This window comes from Streptomyces sp. LE64 (assembly GCF_052606915.1).
In genome coordinates this window covers 3221433-3239222 of the sequence record NZ_CP199708.1, presented here as the reverse complement: position 1 = coordinate 3239222, position 17790 = coordinate 3221433, and the positions used below count along the sequence as shown (strand labels likewise).

The 17790-nt window shown below is 70.0% G+C and carries 19 protein-coding genes and 2 pseudogenes; 15 read left to right on the top strand and 6 right to left on the bottom strand.

Annotation, left to right across the window (positions count from 1 at the left end; all coding sequences use genetic code 11):
* Nucleotides 1-42: 42 nt before the first annotated feature.
* Complete coding sequence (locus ACSMX9_RS14705) at nucleotides 43-1692, bottom strand: long-chain fatty acid--CoA ligase (RefSeq protein WP_445402994.1); 1650 nt, start codon at nucleotides 1690-1692, stop codon at nucleotides 43-45.
* 322 nt (nucleotides 1693-2014) lie between these two features.
* On the opposite strand from ACSMX9_RS14705, the gene ACSMX9_RS14700 reads away from it, so the two are divergent.
* Nucleotides 2015-2647, top strand: coding sequence for a SigE family RNA polymerase sigma factor (locus tag ACSMX9_RS14700; RefSeq protein ID WP_445402752.1), 633 nt, complete (start codon nucleotides 2015-2017; stop codon nucleotides 2645-2647).
* Between the two features lie 15 nt (nucleotides 2648-2662).
* Here the strand turns inward: ACSMX9_RS14700 and ACSMX9_RS14695 are convergent, their stop codons facing one another.
* From ACSMX9_RS14695 to ACSMX9_RS14685, 3 genes are all read right to left on the bottom strand, one after another.
* Complete coding sequence (locus tag ACSMX9_RS14695) at nucleotides 2663-3328, bottom strand: histone deacetylase (protein WP_445402751.1); 666 nt, start codon at nucleotides 3326-3328, stop codon at nucleotides 2663-2665.
* 1042 nt (nucleotides 3329-4370) lie between these two features.
* Nucleotides 4371-4736, bottom strand: a complete 366-nt coding sequence (locus ACSMX9_RS14690; RefSeq protein WP_445402750.1) for a hypothetical protein — start codon at nucleotides 4734-4736, stop codon at nucleotides 4371-4373.
* Between the two features lie 14 nt (nucleotides 4737-4750).
* The gene (locus ACSMX9_RS14685) at nucleotides 4751-6013 is read right to left on the bottom strand and encodes a helix-turn-helix domain-containing protein (protein ID WP_445402749.1); all 1263 of its coding nucleotides are present in this window, start codon (nucleotides 6011-6013) and stop codon (nucleotides 4751-4753) included.
* A 291-nt stretch (nucleotides 6014-6304) separates the two neighbouring features.
* Here ACSMX9_RS14685 and ACSMX9_RS14680 point away from each other — a divergent pair, with 291 nt between their 5' ends.
* From ACSMX9_RS14680 to ACSMX9_RS14640, 9 genes and pseudogenes are all read left to right on the top strand, one after another.
* Complete coding sequence (locus ACSMX9_RS14680; RefSeq protein ID WP_445402748.1) at nucleotides 6305-6496, top strand: hypothetical protein; 192 nt, start codon at nucleotides 6305-6307, stop codon at nucleotides 6494-6496.
* 112 nt (nucleotides 6497-6608) lie between these two features.
* Complete coding sequence (locus ACSMX9_RS14675) at nucleotides 6609-6737, top strand: albusnodin family lasso peptide (protein WP_445402747.1); 129 nt, start codon at nucleotides 6609-6611, stop codon at nucleotides 6735-6737.
* 70 nt (nucleotides 6738-6807) lie between these two features.
* Nucleotides 6808-8505, top strand: coding sequence for an albusnodin/ikarugamycin family macrolactam cyclase (locus ACSMX9_RS14670; RefSeq protein ID WP_445402746.1), 1698 nt, complete (start codon nucleotides 6808-6810; stop codon nucleotides 8503-8505).
* Nucleotides 8502-9140: a lasso peptide biosynthesis B2 protein gene (locus ACSMX9_RS14665; RefSeq protein WP_445402745.1), complete on the top strand. Its 639-nt coding sequence runs from the start codon at nucleotides 8502-8504 to the stop codon at nucleotides 9138-9140. The genes ACSMX9_RS14670 and ACSMX9_RS14665 overlap by 4 nt, the downstream gene beginning before the upstream one ends.
* Nucleotides 9137-9688, top strand: a complete 552-nt coding sequence (locus ACSMX9_RS14660) for a GNAT family N-acetyltransferase (RefSeq protein WP_445402744.1) — start codon at nucleotides 9137-9139, stop codon at nucleotides 9686-9688. Before ACSMX9_RS14665 ends, ACSMX9_RS14660 begins: the two co-directional genes overlap by 4 nt.
* A gap of 940 nt (nucleotides 9689-10628) precedes the next feature.
* Nucleotides 10629-11498, top strand: a pseudogene (locus tag ACSMX9_RS14655) (transposase domain-containing protein); the annotation flags it as partial.
* 18 nt (nucleotides 11499-11516) lie between these two features.
* Nucleotides 11517-12060: pseudogene (locus tag ACSMX9_RS14650) on the top strand (bifunctional DNA primase/polymerase); the annotation flags it as partial.
* Nucleotides 12015-12293: a hypothetical protein gene (locus ACSMX9_RS14645; RefSeq protein WP_445403144.1), complete on the top strand. Its 279-nt coding sequence runs from the start codon at nucleotides 12015-12017 to the stop codon at nucleotides 12291-12293. The pseudogene ACSMX9_RS14650 and the gene ACSMX9_RS14645, both read left to right, overlap by 46 nt.
* A 120-nt stretch (nucleotides 12294-12413) precedes the next feature.
* The gene (locus ACSMX9_RS14640; protein ID WP_445402743.1) at nucleotides 12414-12911 is read left to right on the top strand and encodes a hypothetical protein; all 498 of its coding nucleotides are present in this window, start codon (nucleotides 12414-12416) and stop codon (nucleotides 12909-12911) included.
* Between the two features lie 241 nt (nucleotides 12912-13152).
* Here the strand turns inward: ACSMX9_RS14640 and ACSMX9_RS14635 are convergent, their stop codons facing one another.
* Nucleotides 13153-13761: a GNAT family N-acetyltransferase gene (locus ACSMX9_RS14635; RefSeq protein WP_445402742.1), complete on the bottom strand. Its 609-nt coding sequence runs from the start codon at nucleotides 13759-13761 to the stop codon at nucleotides 13153-13155.
* On the bottom strand, nucleotides 13758-14531 hold the full coding sequence (locus ACSMX9_RS14630; RefSeq protein WP_445402741.1) for a GntR family transcriptional regulator: 774 nt from the start codon (nucleotides 14529-14531) through the stop codon (nucleotides 13758-13760). The genes ACSMX9_RS14635 and ACSMX9_RS14630 overlap by 4 nt, the downstream gene beginning before the upstream one ends.
* 495 nt (nucleotides 14532-15026) lie before the next feature.
* Here ACSMX9_RS14630 and ACSMX9_RS14625 point away from each other — a divergent pair, with 495 nt between their 5' ends.
* The 5 genes from ACSMX9_RS14625 (at nucleotide 15027) to ACSMX9_RS14605 (ending at nucleotide 17732) form a co-directional block, all read left to right on the top strand.
* On the top strand, nucleotides 15027-15476 hold the full coding sequence (locus ACSMX9_RS14625) for a protein kilB (RefSeq protein ID WP_445402740.1): 450 nt from the start codon (nucleotides 15027-15029) through the stop codon (nucleotides 15474-15476).
* A gap of 90 nt (nucleotides 15477-15566) precedes the next feature.
* A complete protein-coding gene (locus ACSMX9_RS14620; protein ID WP_445402739.1) occupies nucleotides 15567-15842 on the top strand; it encodes a DUF6284 family protein in 276 nt (91 codons plus the stop codon).
* Nucleotides 15839-16288: a Pycsar system effector family protein gene (locus tag ACSMX9_RS14615; protein WP_445402738.1), complete on the top strand. Its 450-nt coding sequence runs from the start codon at nucleotides 15839-15841 to the stop codon at nucleotides 16286-16288. Before ACSMX9_RS14620 ends, ACSMX9_RS14615 begins: the two co-directional genes overlap by 4 nt.
* Nucleotides 16285-16668 (top strand): hypothetical protein, encoded by a 384-nt coding sequence (locus ACSMX9_RS14610; RefSeq protein WP_445402737.1) that lies wholly within the window; start codon nucleotides 16285-16287, stop codon nucleotides 16666-16668. Before ACSMX9_RS14615 ends, ACSMX9_RS14610 begins: the two co-directional genes overlap by 4 nt.
* On the top strand, nucleotides 16665-17732 hold the full coding sequence (locus tag ACSMX9_RS14605) for a DUF2637 domain-containing protein (protein ID WP_445402736.1): 1068 nt from the start codon (nucleotides 16665-16667) through the stop codon (nucleotides 17730-17732). The genes ACSMX9_RS14610 and ACSMX9_RS14605 overlap by 4 nt, the downstream gene beginning before the upstream one ends.
* The last annotated feature ends 58 nt before the right edge of the window (nucleotides 17733-17790 follow it).

Sequence of the window (17790 nt, the reverse complement as noted above, 5' to 3'; positions counted from 1 at the left end):
GTGTTTCACGTGAAACACCCCCACCGGTCGTAGCGGCTCGGGTCAGATCCGCGTCACGTCGAGGGTGCCATCCGCGTACTGCTTCCGGATGACCTTCTTGTCGAACTTCCCCACACTGGTCTTCGGTACCGCCTGCACCAGGGTCCAGCGCTCCGGGAGTTGCCACGGGGCGACCGTCTCGGCGAGGAAGGCCCGCAGGCCCTCGAATCCGACGGTGGCGCCCTCCGCGAGGACGACGGTGGCGAGGGGGCGCTCACCCCACTTCTCGTCGGGGACGGCGACGACCGCCGCCTCGGCCACCTCCGGGTGGGACATCAGCACGTTCTCCAGTTCGACCGAGGATATCCACTCCCCACCGGACTTGATGACGTCCTTGGCCCGGTCCGTGAGGGTGAGGTAGCCGTCGGGGCTGATGGTGCCGACGTCTCCCGTCTTCAACCAGCCGTCCTCGCTGAACTTGTCGTCGGGGCGCAGCGGTTGCGCGTCCACCCCTCCGTAGTAGGCCGCCGCGATCCAGGGCCCGCGGACCTCCAACTCGCCGGCCGAAGTTCCGTCCCAGGGCAGCAGGTCGCCGTCCGGGCCGCGGAGCCGGGCCTCGACGGAGGCCGGGAAACGGCCCTGGGTGATGCGGTAGCCGAACTCCTCGTCGGTACCGATCGCATGGGCGGGCGGTCGGGCGATGGTGCCGAGCGGTGAGGTCTCCGTCATGCCCCAGGCGTGGCACACCCGCATTCCGAGGGTGTCGAAGGCGCGCATCAGGGAGGGCGGACAGGCCGATCCCCCGATGGTGACCTGGGTGAGCGTGGAGAGGTCCCGCGGTCTCGCGGTGACCTCCGCGAGGAGTCCCTGCCAGATCGTGGGCACCGCCGCGGCGTGGGTGGGGCGCTCGGTGGTGATCATCTCGGCGAGCGGGCCGGGTTGGAGGAACCGGTCGGGCATCAGCATGTTGAAGCCGGACATGAAGGCCGCGTGCGGCAGCCCCCAGGCGTTCACATGGAACTGCGGGACCACGATCAGGCTGGTGTCGGCGTCGGTGAGCGCCATGGAGTGCGCCATGTTCACCTGCATCGAGTGCAGGTACACGGACCGGTGGGAGAAGACGACGCCCTTGGGGTCACCGGTGGTGCCGGAGGTGTAGCACATCGCGGCGGCCCGGCGTTCGTCCAGCTCCGGCCAGTCGTAGGCGGTGGGCTTCTCCGCGATCAGTTCCTCGTAGTCGTGCACCCGGGGACCGATGCCCGCCAGCCCGGAGCGGTCCCCCGGCCCGGAGACGACGACGTGCTTGACGCTCGTGAGGTGGGGCAGCAACGGCACCAGCAGCGGCAGCAGCGAACCGTCCACCAGGACCACCCGGTCGGCCGCGTGGTTCACGATCCACACGAGTTGCCTGGGCGGCAGGCGCAGGTTCAGCGTGTGGAGCACGGCCCCCATCGAGGGGGCGGCGAAGTACGCCTCGACGTGCTCGGCGTGGTTCCACATCAGCGTGGCGATCCGATCGTCGTCCCGTACGCCGAGGTCGTCGCGGAGCGCATGGGCGAGCTGGGCGGTGCGGGCACCGATCTCGGCGAAGGTGCGGCGCCTCGGGGCCCCCTCGCCGGTCCAGGTGGTCACCCGGGAGGAGGCGTGGACCGTGGATCCGTGGTGGAGCATCCGGGAGATCAGAAGCGGTACGTCCTGCATCGTGCTGAACACGGCTACCTCCGCGGTGCGGCGGGCGCCGGAGGAACCGGCGCGGGGGGACGACATCGGTCCACCGATTCTGTGTCCGCAGCCGGCGGTCTGTCACTACGAGCGGACCGACGGCCCGGGGCCCGCCCCAGGTCAGCCGCCCCGGCCCGGGCTGCGGGCACCGGCCCGCTCCGGAGCGCCGCCCCGGCCCGAACCCCGAGGAGTCTCCACCCGCTCTCCACCCTCAGGAGGTAGGGCGAACCGCCTTCCTACAACCTGAGTCGGACACGGCTTCGGGACCTGCGGGCGATCCGCCGGGCCGGGGGGCGAACCTAGCGTGGAACCCATGACCGCACCCATCGCGCCTGTCTGCACCAGCGCATCGAAGCCCGTGGCACCGATGACCACGGACCACGCGGCCCGGAACCACCTGGCGGCCGTGCCCGCCCCCGCCGCGCCGGGCGTGCCGGCCCCGGTGACCCATCTGACCTACCCGTCCTTCGCCTCGTACGTGGACGCCCGCGGCCCCGTCCTGCTGCGCACCGCGCGGTCGTTGACCGCGAACCCGAGCGACGCCGAGGACCTGCTCCAGACCGCACTCACCAAGACCTTCGTCGCCTGGGACCGCATCCTGGACCACCGGGCCCTGGACGGGTACGTGCGCCGGGCGCTGGTGAACACGCGGACCTCGCAGTGGCGCAAGCGCAAGGTGGACGAGTTCGCCTGCGAGGAACTCCCCGAGCCGGAGGTCGTGCCGCCCGGGGACCCGGCGGAGCAGCAGGCGCTGCGGGACGCGATGTGGCGGGCGGTGATGAAGCTGCCGAACCGGCAGCGCGCCATGGTCGTGCTGCGGTACTACGAGGACCTCAGCGAGGCGCAGACCGCAGCGGTGCTCGGGGTCTCGATCGGCACCGTGAAGAGCGCGGTGTCCCGGGCGCTGGGCAAGCTGCGCGAGGATCCGGAGCTCCGGGCCGCCTGACGGCCGCGGCGGACCTCAGGGCGGGTCGGCGAGCAACGCCGCCACCTCCCGCGGCGTCCACCGCCCGGCGGCCCCGGGCGCCCGGGACAGGTACCGGGCCACCGCCGGCACGTCCCAGACACCGGTGGCGAGCAGCCCCCGGGCCAGGTGCCGCAGGTATCCGGCGGTCGGTACGGTCACCTCGACGTCCCCGGAGCGCCAGGGCCCGGTGAAGGTCAGCACGGGCAGCCCCTCCAGGGACCCCGGGCACAGCACCGTCTCGTAGCGGCCGGGTCCGAGCTGATGGCGGCCGTCCCTCAGCACCGTCGAGAGGTCGAGGTCGGTCCCCGGCCGGCGGTGCATCTCCTGGGCCGCGATGTCGGAGAACTGCTGCACGCCCAGCAGATGGGCGCGGGCCCACAGCTCGCCGCCGGCGTCCGGGTCGTAGAAGGCGCTCCCGCCGGTCCACAGCGGCGACTCGGTCGCGAAGTACAGGCCGCCGGGCAGCAGTACGGGCACGGAGCGCTCGGGCGGACGGGGGTCACGGCACCCCGGACAGCTGCGGGCCGCGCCCGGCGGCCGACCGCCGACCAGGTAGTGACGGAGCCGCTCGGTGTCCGTGTTGGAGCCGTACGACGCGTACCAGACCCGTTCGACGGGCCCGGCGGGCCGGGAGGGCGTCAGGGTGCGGGCAGGGCTCACGGCTACTCCCGGAACGTCACGATCGACGGGCGGCCCGATACGCGAATGGGGTGCCCCGTCCCGGGACACCCCATTCTACCTGCTACTTCGCTGAACGCTGCGGAGACGGTGGGATTTGAACCCACGGTGACATCGCTGCCACGACGGTTTTCAAGAGGGTTACGGTCTTCCCCACCAGACTCGCCCTGACCTCGCCTTTCCCTTCGCAGAGGGTTCCATGAGCGCTTGGCGGTCCACGCCTGGTCCACAACATGGCAATCTGTGGCGGAGTCAAGGCTCGTCCAACCCCATCGCCGGGAGACAGTGGTGACACTGGAGTACCGCGTCGGAATCATCTGCACCGACAGAGGCCAACACGGACGGGTCCGACTTTCGATGGCACGCAGAGAAGCTGACGGCCGCCACGGCATGACGTATGCCCTGCATCACTTCGCTCCGCCCATGCGTGATGCCGAGCCAGCTTCCGGAGTGAGCCGCAGCTCTTACATCTTCAAATGCCCCAAGTGCCCACGCACTCCACAGATCGACGCAACGCGCTGGTGGAAGATCGTTGACGACACAAGAGCCTCAGGACTCTTGGAGTTGGACGTTTCGCTGCTAACCTGAAGGTAGCTGCATGTGTGTTGTAAGCAGCCCCTGGGCGAGGACGGGGTTACTTTCCAGTCGCTAAGCGACGTTCGCTGCAAGCCCGCTCATCCGGTGGGTAGCTTCAAGCTGCCCACGGAGAAAAGAATGCAGGGCTTCCTTCTCGACGCTCTTGCCAACCTTGCAGCGAGTGCGGTCACAGCGACATGCGTCCTCGCAGCTCGGAAGGCACTGGCACTCTGGCGTAACCGTCGAGACCAGCAAGGTGGTGAGAACGCCAGCTGAGCATCACCTACACCCAGCCGTTCTCTGCCAGCCTAAGCAGAAGGCACATTGAACGGACCTACTAGCTCAGGCTAGAAACGTGGCCCCCAGGTCTGGTTTCTGGGGGCCAACGCCTATCGCTTCTGCTACCCAAGGCGGCAGCCCCACTTGCCGGGCAAGGCCACGCCAGCACTCAATCCAACGACTTCTGGATGACTTCAAAGATGTCCGCGTCGGTCTTCCGCTGCCACTCCGGAAGCTCAGGCCAGTCAGCGACATACCCCGGCTTCGGATCCTCAAAGTGCTGGAACATCTGGGCCGTCCAGCAGGTGGCGACGAAGCGGCCCTTCTGCTCGCGGGACAGCCGGGCCGCATGCCCGCCGCTGATCTCGATGAAGTGGCGGACCTGCTCGTACACGGAGCCTGCGGCCCGACGCTCCCACTCCGGGGTGCCCTCCCAGGGGGTGACGTATCCGGCCTTCGGCTCGCCGGGGAAGTGCCGGCGCACCCCCGCGATCCACGCCTCCCGGAACAGTCGTGCGCCTTCGGTCTGCGACATGCCAACCCCTCTCGTCACGGCGTCCTCAGCGCGGCGATCTCTGCCCCAAGCTCCGCCATGCGGTGGTCGCGGCTCAGGGGCCCGAACTCGTCGCACAGATCGTGGAGTCTACGGGCGACGTACCCGGACGATGACGCTCGGGCGAGCTGGACGGCTTCCCGCCCGTACGCGCTGACCTGCTCGGGGTCGTTCCGCTTCGCGCCGATGGAGGCGAGATCGGTCAGCACCGTGCCCCGTCGCCGGTACGACTGCCCGGAGGCAAGCTCGCTCTGCTCCAGCGCCCGGCGCAGGGTCTCCTCGGCAAGATCCAGCCGGCCGAGCCGGAGGTAACGCGCTCCGCGCTCCTCCGCGAGCCGGGTGCCGTCGAAGCGGAGCCATCCGCCGTTGGTGCTCTCCGCGGGCAGTTCCTTGACCTGCTCGGCTCGTTCCAGGGCGCGCTCGCACTCGGAGAGATCGCCAAGGCCCGCGTACGCCTCGGCCTGGACCGACGCGACCCAGTGCCGGGTGGCCAGAGCGCCGTCGCCCCGGGAGGCCAGCCGCTCGGCGGCCCCGAGCATCTGCACGGCCTGGTGGTACCGACGGCCGGACATGTCCAGGTAGGCGTGCCGGACTAGGGCACATGCCCACAGGTCGTACGCGCCGGCGTCCTTGCTGACAGAGGCCGCGAGTGCGTAGGAGGCGGCGGCATCGGTGTACCGGTTCGCGTCGAAGGCCACCTCGCCCGCGAGCTGGAAGAGGTCGGCGGCCGCGTTCAGCAAGGGCTGGGAAGCAGCTCGCCCCGCGCTCAGGGCTTCACCGAGGGTCGTCAGCTGATCCCTGACGACGGGATAGACCGATCCTTTGGAACGGGCGAGTTGATAGACCTGCCAGAGATGGCTGTTCATCTGGGCAAAGTCTGCGGGTGTCCCCCGGCGGACTCCGTCCGTGAGGGCGGCGGCCTCGTCGGCGGGCAAGGCAGTCAGTGCCCCGCTGACGCTCAGAAGGCGGAGGAATTCACGGCGGATCATCTCGTCAGGGTCTCCCGCTCTCGGGTGCGGATGGTCGCTGGAAGGCTGCCCTTCGGCCACTGCTCGGTCCGCTGATCGCGGCTGGTTCAGCAACGCGTCCAGCTCATCGAGACCGATGTCCAGAGCTGCCGCCAAACCTGGCCGCTGGAGCGGCTGCGGTACGCCCCTGCCGCTCTCCCAGCGTCCGACCGTTGTACGGTCCACGCCGAGTAACTGGGCTAACTTCTCCTGACTGTAGCCCAGGGTCCTGCGCCGTTCCGCCAGTCCCATGCCGACTCCCTCCCATGAACTCGCCCCGCGACGATCATGTGCCCGGATGTGCATCAAGGCTGCCGCATCGATGCCGTGGAGTCCTCGTACTCCCCACGCTTTCCTTGGAGTTGTCGCGATCGGGCGTTGTCCGCCCGGATCAGCACCGGAGTTCCAGGGGCTCGCCCGCCCCTCCCAGCCGGTGCCATGCCCGACAGCAGAACACACCCGTACAGGAGCCGTGCCACGTTCCTTCGTTCCGCTCATCCATGCCGGTACCCACACATGGGCTGCCCGAAGACTGGAGGCCGTATGTCTCGCAAGGCCAGGGAGCACCGTGACCCCACGGGCTCGGTGCTCACCGGCTTCTGGGCGCTGGGGCACATCATCACCCTGCTTCTCCTCGGGGCCACCGCACTGCATCAGCACGGTTCCCTCGACCTCGGGTCGTCACGGACCGATCTGCCGCGGGGATCGGCACCCGACCTCGGCTCCCTCAGCTGATCCGCGCCTCGCGCATCCAAGCCCCTCCGGACGTTCGGCGTCGGGAGGCCCAATCGGGGCAGGGCAGTCATTCCCCGCCCCATCCGATCGATGAAGAAGGGAGGTGAACACCGTGGCGGACACCACTCAGCCCGGCATTGAGCCGGACGAGGAGGCCGTGCCCCTGGAGAACGCGGCTCTGCTGACCCAGGGCGGTAGCAGCAGCAGCGTGGAGAACAAGCGCTCCCCGTACGACTGCTGATCCTCAGCGGCGGCATCTCGATACGAGGTGTCGCCGCGCCCTCCGGCCCGAATCCATTGGAGATGATCACATGGGATGGTTCGGTGGGGTACTTGCCTCGCCCGATCCGAGCCCTGCACCGATCGGTGCCCAGATCGTGTGGAACGAGCCTCGTATCTGGTCGGTCGGTGCGACCGTACGGTTGGCCGCGGGGAGAGAAGGCGGGCGGCTCGCGGTCTTCGGCCCTTGCGGTGCGGTGGACACCGAGTTGAAACGCCTGGTGGACCACGCCCGTACCGACGAACTGGACACGGCGGTGACCGCCTGGACAGGTGCCTTCACCCTCGTCCTGGACAACGGGAAAGGCACCTTCGCCCTGTGGGCAGACCCGGCCGGCGCCTGCCCCGTCTACCTCGCGCGAACGCATGACGCCCTCCTGTGGTCGTCCAGTTCTCTTGCGCTCGCCTCGCTGCTCGGAAGCGGTCCGGACCGGGGATGGCTGGCGGCGCATCTGGCCGACCCGACCGCATGGACCCCCGGACGCTCGGCGTGGACCGATGTGGAACAGGTGCCGCCGGGGCATCGGTGGACCGTGTCGCCAAACGGGGCATCGGCCTGCGTCCCGTACTGGGAACCCTCGGCGGGCACCCGAGCCGCGTCCACCCGGCGGCTGCGCGACGACCTGGCGGACAGCGTTCTGATCCGCGCGGCCGGCCGGGCGATCTCCTCGGACCTGTCCGGTGGGCTGGACTCCAGCACGCTCACCGCCCACGCGGCCCGGTGCGTCCCCGTCGTCGGAATCACCCACCACCCGAAGGGCAGGGAACGGGGCGGCGACATCGACCACGCCCGTGAGGTAGCACTGGCCTTCCCCTCCATCCGGCACCGCCTGATGCCGCTGGGTCGGGAACACCTCCCCTTCACCGATCTCGACGCGCTGGTCCTCACCGATGAGCCGCCACCGTCCGCCATCACCATCGCCCAGCTCTTCTCCCAGTTCGCGCTGATGGCGTCCGAGGAAGCCGAGGTCCATCTCACGGGTGACGGCGGTGACTCCCTCTTCATGCCGCCGCCGACGCATCTGGCCGACCTCGTCCGCTCGGGGCACCTGCTCCACGCCACGAGAGACGCCCAGTCGTGGGCACGTCTCCATCGGGCGAGCCCCTGGCCCGTCCTGGCCACGGCCTGGACGCACCCTGATCGACTGGGTGGTGTCCCGGGCCCGAAACCCTGGCTGACCAGTGACGCCCTCGACCTGGCGGACGCCGTCGTCTCGCCCTGTCCGCACGGCAGGCTCCTGGGGTACGCCGACCGTCATCTCCTCGCCGAGTGCCGCTATGTCGGCCGAACCGCCGCCACGGAGAACCAGCTGGCCGCCGCGTTCGGGATCGAGATGCACAACCCGTTCACCGACGCCCGGATCCTGGATTCCGTCCTCGCCGTCCCCGCCGCCGAACGCTGGTCGGCCCACCGCTACAAGCCGCTCCTGGTCGACGCCGTCCGGGATCTGCTGCCCGACTCGGTAGTACGGCGCGCGGCGAAGGGGCGGTTCGCCATGGACCACCACCATGGTCTCCGCGCCAATCTGGGCCGGGCCCTAGACCTGGCGGACGGCCACCTCGCCGATCTCGGACTGGTCCGGCCGGCTGTCCTGCGGTCCCTGCTCCGCCGGGGTGCGCTCGGGGTCGATATCCCCTGGGGGCTGATCGAACCGGTCCTCGGTACGGAGCTGTGGCTTCGCGCCTCCGGGACAGCGACACAACTCGTGCGCTGGGAGGGACGGCCATGACCGCACCCCTGCCGAACCGGCACACCCGTACGGCGATCATCGACCACACCGGGGTGATCATCGACTACCGGACCGGTTCCACCACGGTCCTCACCAGGACCGCGCTGGCCCGCTGGCTCGACGCCCTGGAACAGAGCGCGGCTCCGGCTCCCGTGACCGTTCAGGCATCCGCGATCTCCTGGGGGACCAGCGAATCGGCCGCCTGTCTCCCGCTCCTTCCCCGTCCCCCATGGCGATGGGCACTGGCTGCTGGGGTACTGCTCTTGTGCACGCTCGGCGTCCGGCAGTTCGGCAGTCGCGGAACACGCTTCGGCCGCCTGGTCCGCCTCGCCGAGGCCGGCCGGAATCTCCCGCCTCCGCCCCGGGAGCAAGCGGCCCTCGCGGTCCGCTCGGTGCGCTGGGTGGCCCGGTTCCTGCCCGCCCGGGTCGCCTGTCTGGAGGAATCCACGACGGCCTCGCTGCTGCTGGCGTGCCGGGGCTTCGGCGGTGTCTGGCGGCACGGCATCGCGACCGACCCGATCAGATTGCACGCCTGGATCTGCGATATTCACGCCCGCCCGGTCGAGGAACCGGACCAGACTGACGACTACACACCCCTCAACACCCCAGCAGCCACAGCGAAGAGGCACCGATGACCACCCCGCAGATCCTGCTCCCCGGCGAACGCGTCGCCTTGGTCCTCCCCGACCGTGACCACCTGCCCGACTACCACCGTTGGGAGAACGACCCCGGCACCATCCTCGGCTTCGGCACCCAGGTCCCCCAGTCCTGGGAAGCCCGCTCAGGAGGCTGGGAGCGCCAGCGGGCCAACCGCGACTACCCCCAGTTCGAGGTGGTCACCACCGACGACCACACCCCGGTCGGCCTCACCACCCTCCAGATCGACGGGGCGGTACGGACGGCGGAGTTCGTGATCCTGCTGGCCCCGGAAGCCCGCGGCAGGGGTCTCGCCACCGAGGCCACCGCCCTCACCCTGCGCTGGGCCTTCGAGTACGCCGCCCTCCGCATGGTCTGGCTCAAGGTCCTGGAACCGAACGCGGCGGGTGTCGCGGCCTACCAGAAGGCCGGGTTCCAGCCCGCCGGACGCCTCCGTCAGTCCGGCTACTGGCAGGGACAGCCCTGCGACGAACTCCTGATGGACGCCATCGCCGACGACCACCTGGTGGCCACCGAGCCCGTCTGATCACTGGGCGCCCGGGTGCCCACGCGGGGGCTGGCGCGGCTTTGGCCGGTGTCCTCCCCGGTCTGGGGTCGGGCATGGCCAGGGGGCCGTACCTCCCCAAGCTCCAAGGAGCAGGGGATACCCCATGGCCGGCAACTCGGGCAGGCTTCTCCCCTGCCCGCAATGGGCACGAGTGGCCCCCTGGCCTTGCCCGGCGTCGGGTCCCGGACCGGGGAGGTGGGTAAAGCCGCAGAAGCCCCGGCCCCCGCCACCGACCAGCCCTCGTCAACGGTGGGATACGTACCGCCGCTCCCTGTGCCAAGAGGTCACGCAGCCCCGGACGCGAACCCGCGCCTGGGGCTGATGGCTGTTCGCGTGCGATCACCGCGGATCCGGACGGATGCCGCAGAGCGGGAATCGAGGCGTGGTGGGCACTCGGCGTCGGCGGACTCGCCTCGGCCTGACCGTACGGCTGCGGCTGGATGGTCCGGTTGCTCACGGGCCCTGGCCGTCCGTGCCTTCGGTGCTGCGGCGCGAGCGGCGGGGCCGTCGCAAGGTGGGGCGGAGACAGGAACCAAGCGGCGGCTTGGCCGCCGCGCCGCGCGGCCCGCGTGAGCGGGCCGCCTTGATCCAGTAAAGAAACTCTGAACAGGTCCGCCGCTGGGACTGCTTGGTCGGCCCTCGGACGAGCTGGCCCGACACCGGTTCCCCGCTTCACGCGATGATCGACCGTTATGAGGTTCCCCCGAGATGCGGGGTTGGGTGACAGAAGGTCAGATGGGTCTCACGTGAGGAGCCCAGACGATGCCTGCCCCGAGGAAGTACCCCAAGACCACGGAGTTAAGGCCCATCCGCGGTTGTCAACGGGATCGGGGATTCTCGGGGAAGTGCAGGTCACAGCAACGGGGCTCCTGGTAGAGCGAGGAAGCCGACCAAGGTCTTCCCGCTCGAAGGATCCCCGTTGCCCGTTCAGTGTTCCACCGTCACGCTCACGTCGTCCATCACTGTCGCCGACGGCATCTTCGCTCCTGGGCATCTCGGGGAACTGACACGGCAGTTGCCCGAACTCATTGATGACGTACTGGAACGCACCAGCGGCACCCAACGCAGACTGCGGCTGCTGCCGTCGCGGGTGGGCGTGTACTTCGTTCTGGCACTGGCCCTCTTTCCGCAACTGGGGTACGTGCGAGTGTGGGACAAGCTCACAGTCGGGCTGCGCGGGCTTCTTCACCGGCGTCCTTCGGAGAAGGCGCTGCGGGAGGTTCGTCGGCGACTGGGCGTCGCGCCGCTTCGGCTGCTGTTCGAAACACTGGCCGGCCCCGTGGCACAGCCGCTCACGCCCGGGGTGCGATACCGGTGCTGGCGCACGGTCGCCTTCGACGGGTGCAGCTCCACCAAGGCCCCAGACCGGCCGCGAGTCTGTGCCTGGCTGGGCAAGCACAAGCACCGCTACGGCACCGACGGATACCCGATGCTGAAGATCATGGCACTGTGTGCGACAGGGACACGGGCCCTGCTCAGCGCGGTCTTCGGACCGACTCCAGAGAAGGAGACTGGCTATGCTGAGCAACTGCTGCCCCTACTGGACGACGGCATGCTGCTGCTCAACGACCGGGGCTTCGACTCGGACGACTTCCTCGCGAAGGCCGCGGCCACCAGCGCACAGCTGTTGGTGCGGCTCAAGGGAACCCGGACACCCGCCCGCTGGGCGCTACTGCCAGACGGGTCGTTCCTGACCAGGATCAACGGGACCCGATTGAGGATCATCGACGCGCACATCACGGTGACGACCGCCAAGGGGCTGCGGCTGGAGGGCCACTACCGGCTGGCCAGGTTGGAGGTCTCCAGCATGACCTATCAGCCCCCTTCCGGGGGAGAGATCGACGGGTTGCCGTCGATCGATCTGCCGGGCCTGGGCCTGCTCGCTCACGCCATCGCCGCCGCCGGGCGCGGCTGGCCCGTCTTTCCGCTCCGCCCTCGTGACAAGCGGCCCGCCGGGCACCGGCCGGTGCGCGACCGGGCACCGCACTCCCGAGCAGCGCGCCACCACCGATCCCGACCTGATCACCGCCGCGTGGACGCACGCCCCCTACAACGTGGGACTGGCCACCGGCCCGGCCGGGCTACTCGTCGTCGACCTCGACACGGTCAAGGCGACAGACGAGAAGGGAACGCCTGACGGCGTCACCACCTTCGAGGCGCTCTGCGAGCGCGCCGGACACGCCGTCCCCCTCACCCACCGCGTCCGGACCGCACGCGGCGGAACCCACCTGTACTTCACCCAGCCCACCGGCGCCCGACTCCGCAACACCGCCGGGAAGCTCGGGCCACGGATCGACACCCGAGGGTGGGGCGGGTACATCGTGGCCCCCGGCTCCACCACCAGCAACGGCACGTCGGCGCGCTGTCGCTCAAGCTGGACGGTACGAAGGCCGCTGACAACACGGTGAAGCGCAAGGTCATGGTGCTGAGCAACTGTCTCCGGTACGCGGTCGAGAAGGGCCACTACCCCCGGAACCCCCTGCTGGGCATCGACTGGTCGCCGCCCCAGACAGACGACGAGGTCGACTTCAGGTACGTTCCCGGGCCGTCACTGGCCCGCTCTCTGCTCAACGGCGTGAGGTAGGAGAGCGCCCGGGGCGAGCACCTGGCGACGTTCTTCGGCTGCATCTACTACGCGGGAACGCGCCCGTCCGAGGCCGCCGCCCTCAAGGAGACCGACTGCGTCCTCCCACCGGAGGGCGACGTGGCGGCATGGGGCGAACTACTGCTGGAGGAGAGCCGCCCGGAGGTCGGTTCGGGGTGGACGGACGGCGGCACCCCGTACGAGGCACGCGGACTCAAGCGACGGGCCCGCCGGGCGACCCGCCCCGTCCCCATTCCCCCGGTCCTCGTCCGGATGCTGCGGGAGCACCTGGCCCGGTACGGCACGGCGCCGGACGGCAGGATCTTCCGGGCCGCCGAGGGCGGCCGGGTCCGGTCCACCGAGTACTGCGACCTGTGGGCGACGGCTCGCAAGAAGGTGCTCGACCCGCGGCAGGCGAAGACGCCCTTGGCCGAGGTCCCCTACTCGCTGCGGCACGCGGGGGTCTCGCTGTGGATCAAGGCGGGGGTCGACCCGGTGGAGGTCGCCCGCCGGGCCGGGCACAGCGTGGCCGTGCTGTTCCGGTTCTACGCCAAGATCCTGCAAGGGGGCCAGGAGCACGCCAACCGCCTGATCGGTGCTGAGTTGGCCGAGGGGTAGGCCCGGAATCCTGGCCCGTCCCTGGCCCGCACGCCCTGGTCACCCCCGGGATACGGGCGGCTCGGGGTGAGACACCCCGAGCACGCGGAAGGGGTGCCCCGGGCCGGGGCACCCCTTCTGACCTGCGCGTCTTCTACCTCTGCGGAGACGGTGGGATTTGAACCCACGGTGACATCGCTGCCACGACGGTTTTCAAGACCGGTCGATGACCGGCGGCTCCACCCGCCCTGACGTGCTGCTTTCATCTGGTGGGCACCTGGGAGTGGCCTCTGTTGGCCACAGGTTGGCCAATCGGTGCTTCCGGGAGGTCCGTCCGGTCAGTGAGCCCGTGCGTGGCAGACAGGCGTGCGGGACGCTGCGCGAGCCACCCGGAGACCCGGGGGCCGCCGTTCACCGCACCGCCCTCCGTGACCGTACGAACGTGGGTGAAGCCGTGCCGGAGGTAGTAGTCCTGGAGTGCGCGGTTCGTCGTCCACGCGTCGAGTCGGAGCCACACCGCACCGGACCGGAAGGCTCGGTCACCTGCCCAATCGAGCAGACGCCCACCGAGGTCCTGGCCCGCGTGGCTGCGCGCCACCGTCAGCTTGTTCACGAACCGGGACTCCTCTCGGAGGTCCCGGTCGGTCCACAGCCCCTCCTCCGCTTCGGGGGTCAGGGTGATCGTCGCTGCGGTCCTGCCACCGTCCCGCACCATGAACACCTCCCCGGCCTCGATCGTGCCCAGCAACTTGTCGGCGGGGTAGGGACGCTGCCACTGGTCGGTGCCGAGTGCGGTGAGCCACGACGAGGCTTCCCGTCGGAACGCCAGCAGGGCATCAAGGTCGTCTGCGGTCGCTCGTTCGATGATCACTGCGGTTCGTCCTCCTGCCGAGCGGACAACGTGCCGATCTCGTAGTTCATCCGGTTCAGGTCGCCCCGGAACGTCGTGAGGGTGCACCGGATGGGCCTGTCCTCCGAGTAGCCGGTGCGGGTCCAGAGCAGCACGGGAACGCCAGCTCCGATGTCGAGCAGCCGCGCCTCCTCCGGCGTGGGCATCCGGGCCGCGATCTCGTCGAAGTAGCCGATCTGCTCGATGCCGAGCGCGGCCAGGTGCCGAGTCGTCCCCTCCGCGATGTCGCCCGGTTCGGCAAGCCGCGGCGCCTTCTTGGCGAGCCAGTCGGGGTAGTACGTCGCCTGTGTCGACCAGGGCACGTCGTCCACGAAGCGGTGGCAGAAGCGGAGCACGGTGGTGGACTCGGGCTCCACCTTGAGCCGCTCGGCCACGTACCCGGTCGCCGGTGTCACCTCGACGCGGAACGTCTGGGTGGGACGACGGCCGGCATTCGTGACGTCGGTGCTGTAGGCGTCACCGTTCTGCGGGAAGGTCAGGTTCTCGAAGCGGGACGCGTTGAGCTCGAAGACCTCGTGCTTGCGAACCTCGTAGCCGAGACCCTGACTCGACGAGATGAGCCCCTCGCTGACCAGCAGACTCAGCCCGGATCGCACCGTGTTCCGAGAGGCGTCGAAGCGGGCGCACAGCTCGGCTTCGGAGGGCAGGCGGGAGCCCGGCTTGTAGACGTCGGTGTCGATGTCGCGACGGAGGGCGTCCGCCACCTGCCGGTACTTCGGCTGCTTGGTCATGCATCCATCATGACGCACTCGCCCAACTTGTTGGTACATGTAGGCCCCGATCGCTTGACGACTCACCGTCCGTGGGTGCACCATCACTGCATCAGCTTGTACCAACAAGTTGAGCAAGCGGTGCAACACCTTTAAGTGTGCCCGCTTGTGGCGACATTCCCGCTGCTGGGAGGACTCGCCACCGTTCAGGGCGGGGACGCTGCAATCCCGCTAAAGGCCAGGTAGGACGCAATGGGCTTCGGCCCGACTGGCGAGGTCGCCCGGTGACCGCGAGCAACGGCCGGAGGGTGGGGACGTGGTCCCCCTTGCAGTGAGTTTTCGTGTTGTCGCAGTTCAACTGCCTGATGAGAAGGCTGGTCGATTCCACTACTTCCGTTCCAGGGCGTTGCCGCCGCGGCCGGTTGCCTCTCCCGCCTGTCCGGCGCCGCCTCACCGCGGTGGCCGTACGGGCGGGGGTGCGGGGAGCCGGAGGTACCGGCCCCGTTGGGGGTTGTGATGATCACTGCTCTGTTCGCTGTGGTGGGCACCCTGTTGGGTGCGGTGACCACGGCGTTGCTTCAGCAGCGTGGGGCCCGGGCGGAGCGTCGGGCGGCGCACGCTGATCTGGATCGGCGGGAGCGGATTGCCGCGGTGGCCGCGCTGGTCGCCGCGTTGGCGGACCACCGCCGCACGATGTGGGTGCGGGAGTCCCTGCGCCTGGCCGGCGCCCCCGCGGTCGAGTACGAGGTGGCCCGGGCGGACTCGCACGGCACCCGGTCGGCGATCTCCGCTCCGCTGGTGACCGTGGAGATCCTCGCCCCCGCCCTCGCCACCGCCGCCGGCACCGCAACCGCAGCGGCCTACGCCCTGCGCGGCGCCACCGACCGGCATGAGCTGGACCGGTTGCGTGCTGCGGCGATCGCCGCAGCGGACGACCTGGTCCGCGCCGCCGCCTGGACCACCTGACCTTCACCTGATCTACGGCGCACGACCCCGGGTGGCACCCCGGGGCCGCGCTGGGCCGTGCACCAACTTCGAAGAGGAAGAGACGACCCGATGAGTCAGATTACTGTTCAGGACGCTGTCACGGCGTTCGAGGACTGGATCGAGCCGACTGCTGGCGAGTTGGCGGCGATCGAGCGGGAGATGCCCGTCATCTTGGCGGACGTCGACCTGCTCGACGCGCAGATCATCCTGCTGGACCGCACCCCGAACGAGATGGACACCCGGCGCATCCGCCGGGCCCGGCACCGGGCACTGGCCGCCCGCGTCGCCCTGCTCAACCACACCACCGCCGCCGGCACGTCGAACCTCTCGGACGGTGCCGCATGAGCGCCACCAACCGCATCACCGCCGCCCACGCCGAGGTGAAGGCGGAGATCGCCCGCACCGACACCAAGACCGGCTTGTTGCTGGCGTTCGTCGGCGCGCTGCTGGCCGGCGCCTGGACGGTGGGCAAGGACCTCCCCCTGACGGTTCCCGCCGCCGTGCTCGGTGGACTGGGCATCGCCGTCCTGATCGCGGCGGTGGCCATGCTGCTGCGGTCGGTGCGCCCGAATCTGGGCGGTGACCGGCCGTGCGGCTTCCCGTACTGGGCCACGCTCAGCGCGGAACAGCTCCGCACCGAACTCTCCGAGGACTACGCCGAGGACGTCGCGGGCCTGTCCCGCATCGCCGTCGCCAAGTTCACCGCCCTCAAGCACGCGGTCGACCTCACCTACACCGGCGGGGCCCTGCTCGTCCTCGCCGCCCTTTTCACGATCGGGGGTGTGGCATGAGCACGCCCACCACCGCCCTTGTGGGGACCGAGGCGGTCACCATGGCGGACCTGTCGGCACCCCTGCGGGTACTGCGGCTGTTGGCCGCTGAGCACCCGGACTTGCCGGCCCCGTGCATGCGGGTGTCCACGGTCTTCCCGGACCTGCTGGACCTGTCGTTTCACCCCTCCCTCGACGAGGAGGGGCATGGAGCGTTCGGCGTGTTCGAGGCGTGGCGGGAGGCTCTGGGTATCGACCCCGGTTCGGTTGTTCACGGCGTTCAGGGTGGAGGGCTCACCTTGGTCTTGAGCGTTCAGACCGTGTTCATGGGGGCCCGTCTGCGCCTGGCCGGCTACGCCGACGCTCCCGTGCCCGTGCCGGGTGTGGGGGTGGGGTCGTGAACGGTGCTCAGATCCGTTCAGCGGAGCGTGCGTTGTCCGTGGGGACGTGGTTGATCGTCGGTGGGGCGATGCTGTTCTCGGTGTTGACCGTGACGCCGTTGATGGCGAAGCACACCCCGCCGGGGTGGGGGTGGACGGCCCCGATCCTGCCGATCGTGGTGGACGCGGCGGTGGTGATCGTGGTCCGCCTGGACTCGGTCCTCGCCCGCCTGGGCGGCAACGGCGGACGATGGCCCATCGTGCTGCGGTGGCTGACCGGCTGCATGACCCTCGCCCTCAACATCGCCGACTCCGCCCTGAAGAAGGACCTGGTCGGAGTTGCCGTGCACGCGGTGGCGCCGCTCCTGCTGATCGTCACCGCGGAGACCGGGCTCGCTTACCGGCGGGCCATCACCGCCGCTGTCACCGCCCTCGAAGCCGAGCAGCATGCCGCACGGGCGGCGCGGGAGCGGGCCGCCCAGGAACGGCGGGACGCCGCGGTGCGGCGGGAGCGCGAGGAGCGGGAGCACGCCGCCGTGCTGGCCCGTGAACAGCGCGACCACGAAGCCCGTCTCGCCCGTGAACAGACCGAGCGTGAGGCTGCCGCCCGCGCTGCGGAACGGGCCGAGCGGGAAGCGCGGGAGCGGGCCGAACAGGCGGCTCGTGAACACGCTGAGCGCGAGCGTGAACAGCGCGAGCGGGAGCGTGAACGCCGTGAACGCGAAGCTGAACAACGCCGCCAAGCCGAGCACCGCCACACGGTCGAACAGGCCGAGCGGGAAGCGCGGGAGCGGGCCGAACAGGCGGCTCGTGAACACGCTGAGCGCGAGCGTGAACAGCGCGAGCGAGCAGAGCGCGAAGCGCGGGAGCGGGCCGTGGTGCTGTCCGCCGGGCCGGCCGCCGAGAAGCTGCCCGAACCCGACGCCCGGCGGATCGTGGCCGCCGCGCACGCCGAGGGCCTGCCCGTGCGTACCGCCGCGGAGCTGTGCGGCTGGTCGGTCGGTTGGGTGACCGCCCGCTACCAGGAGCGGCGTAACGCCGGCACGGCCCCCGCCCCGGCTCCCGTTCTGGAGGTCGTCTCGTGACCGGCCGGGCCTCGGGGGTCGGGTTGCGTGTGTTGGACGCCTGTTCCGGTGCCGGTGG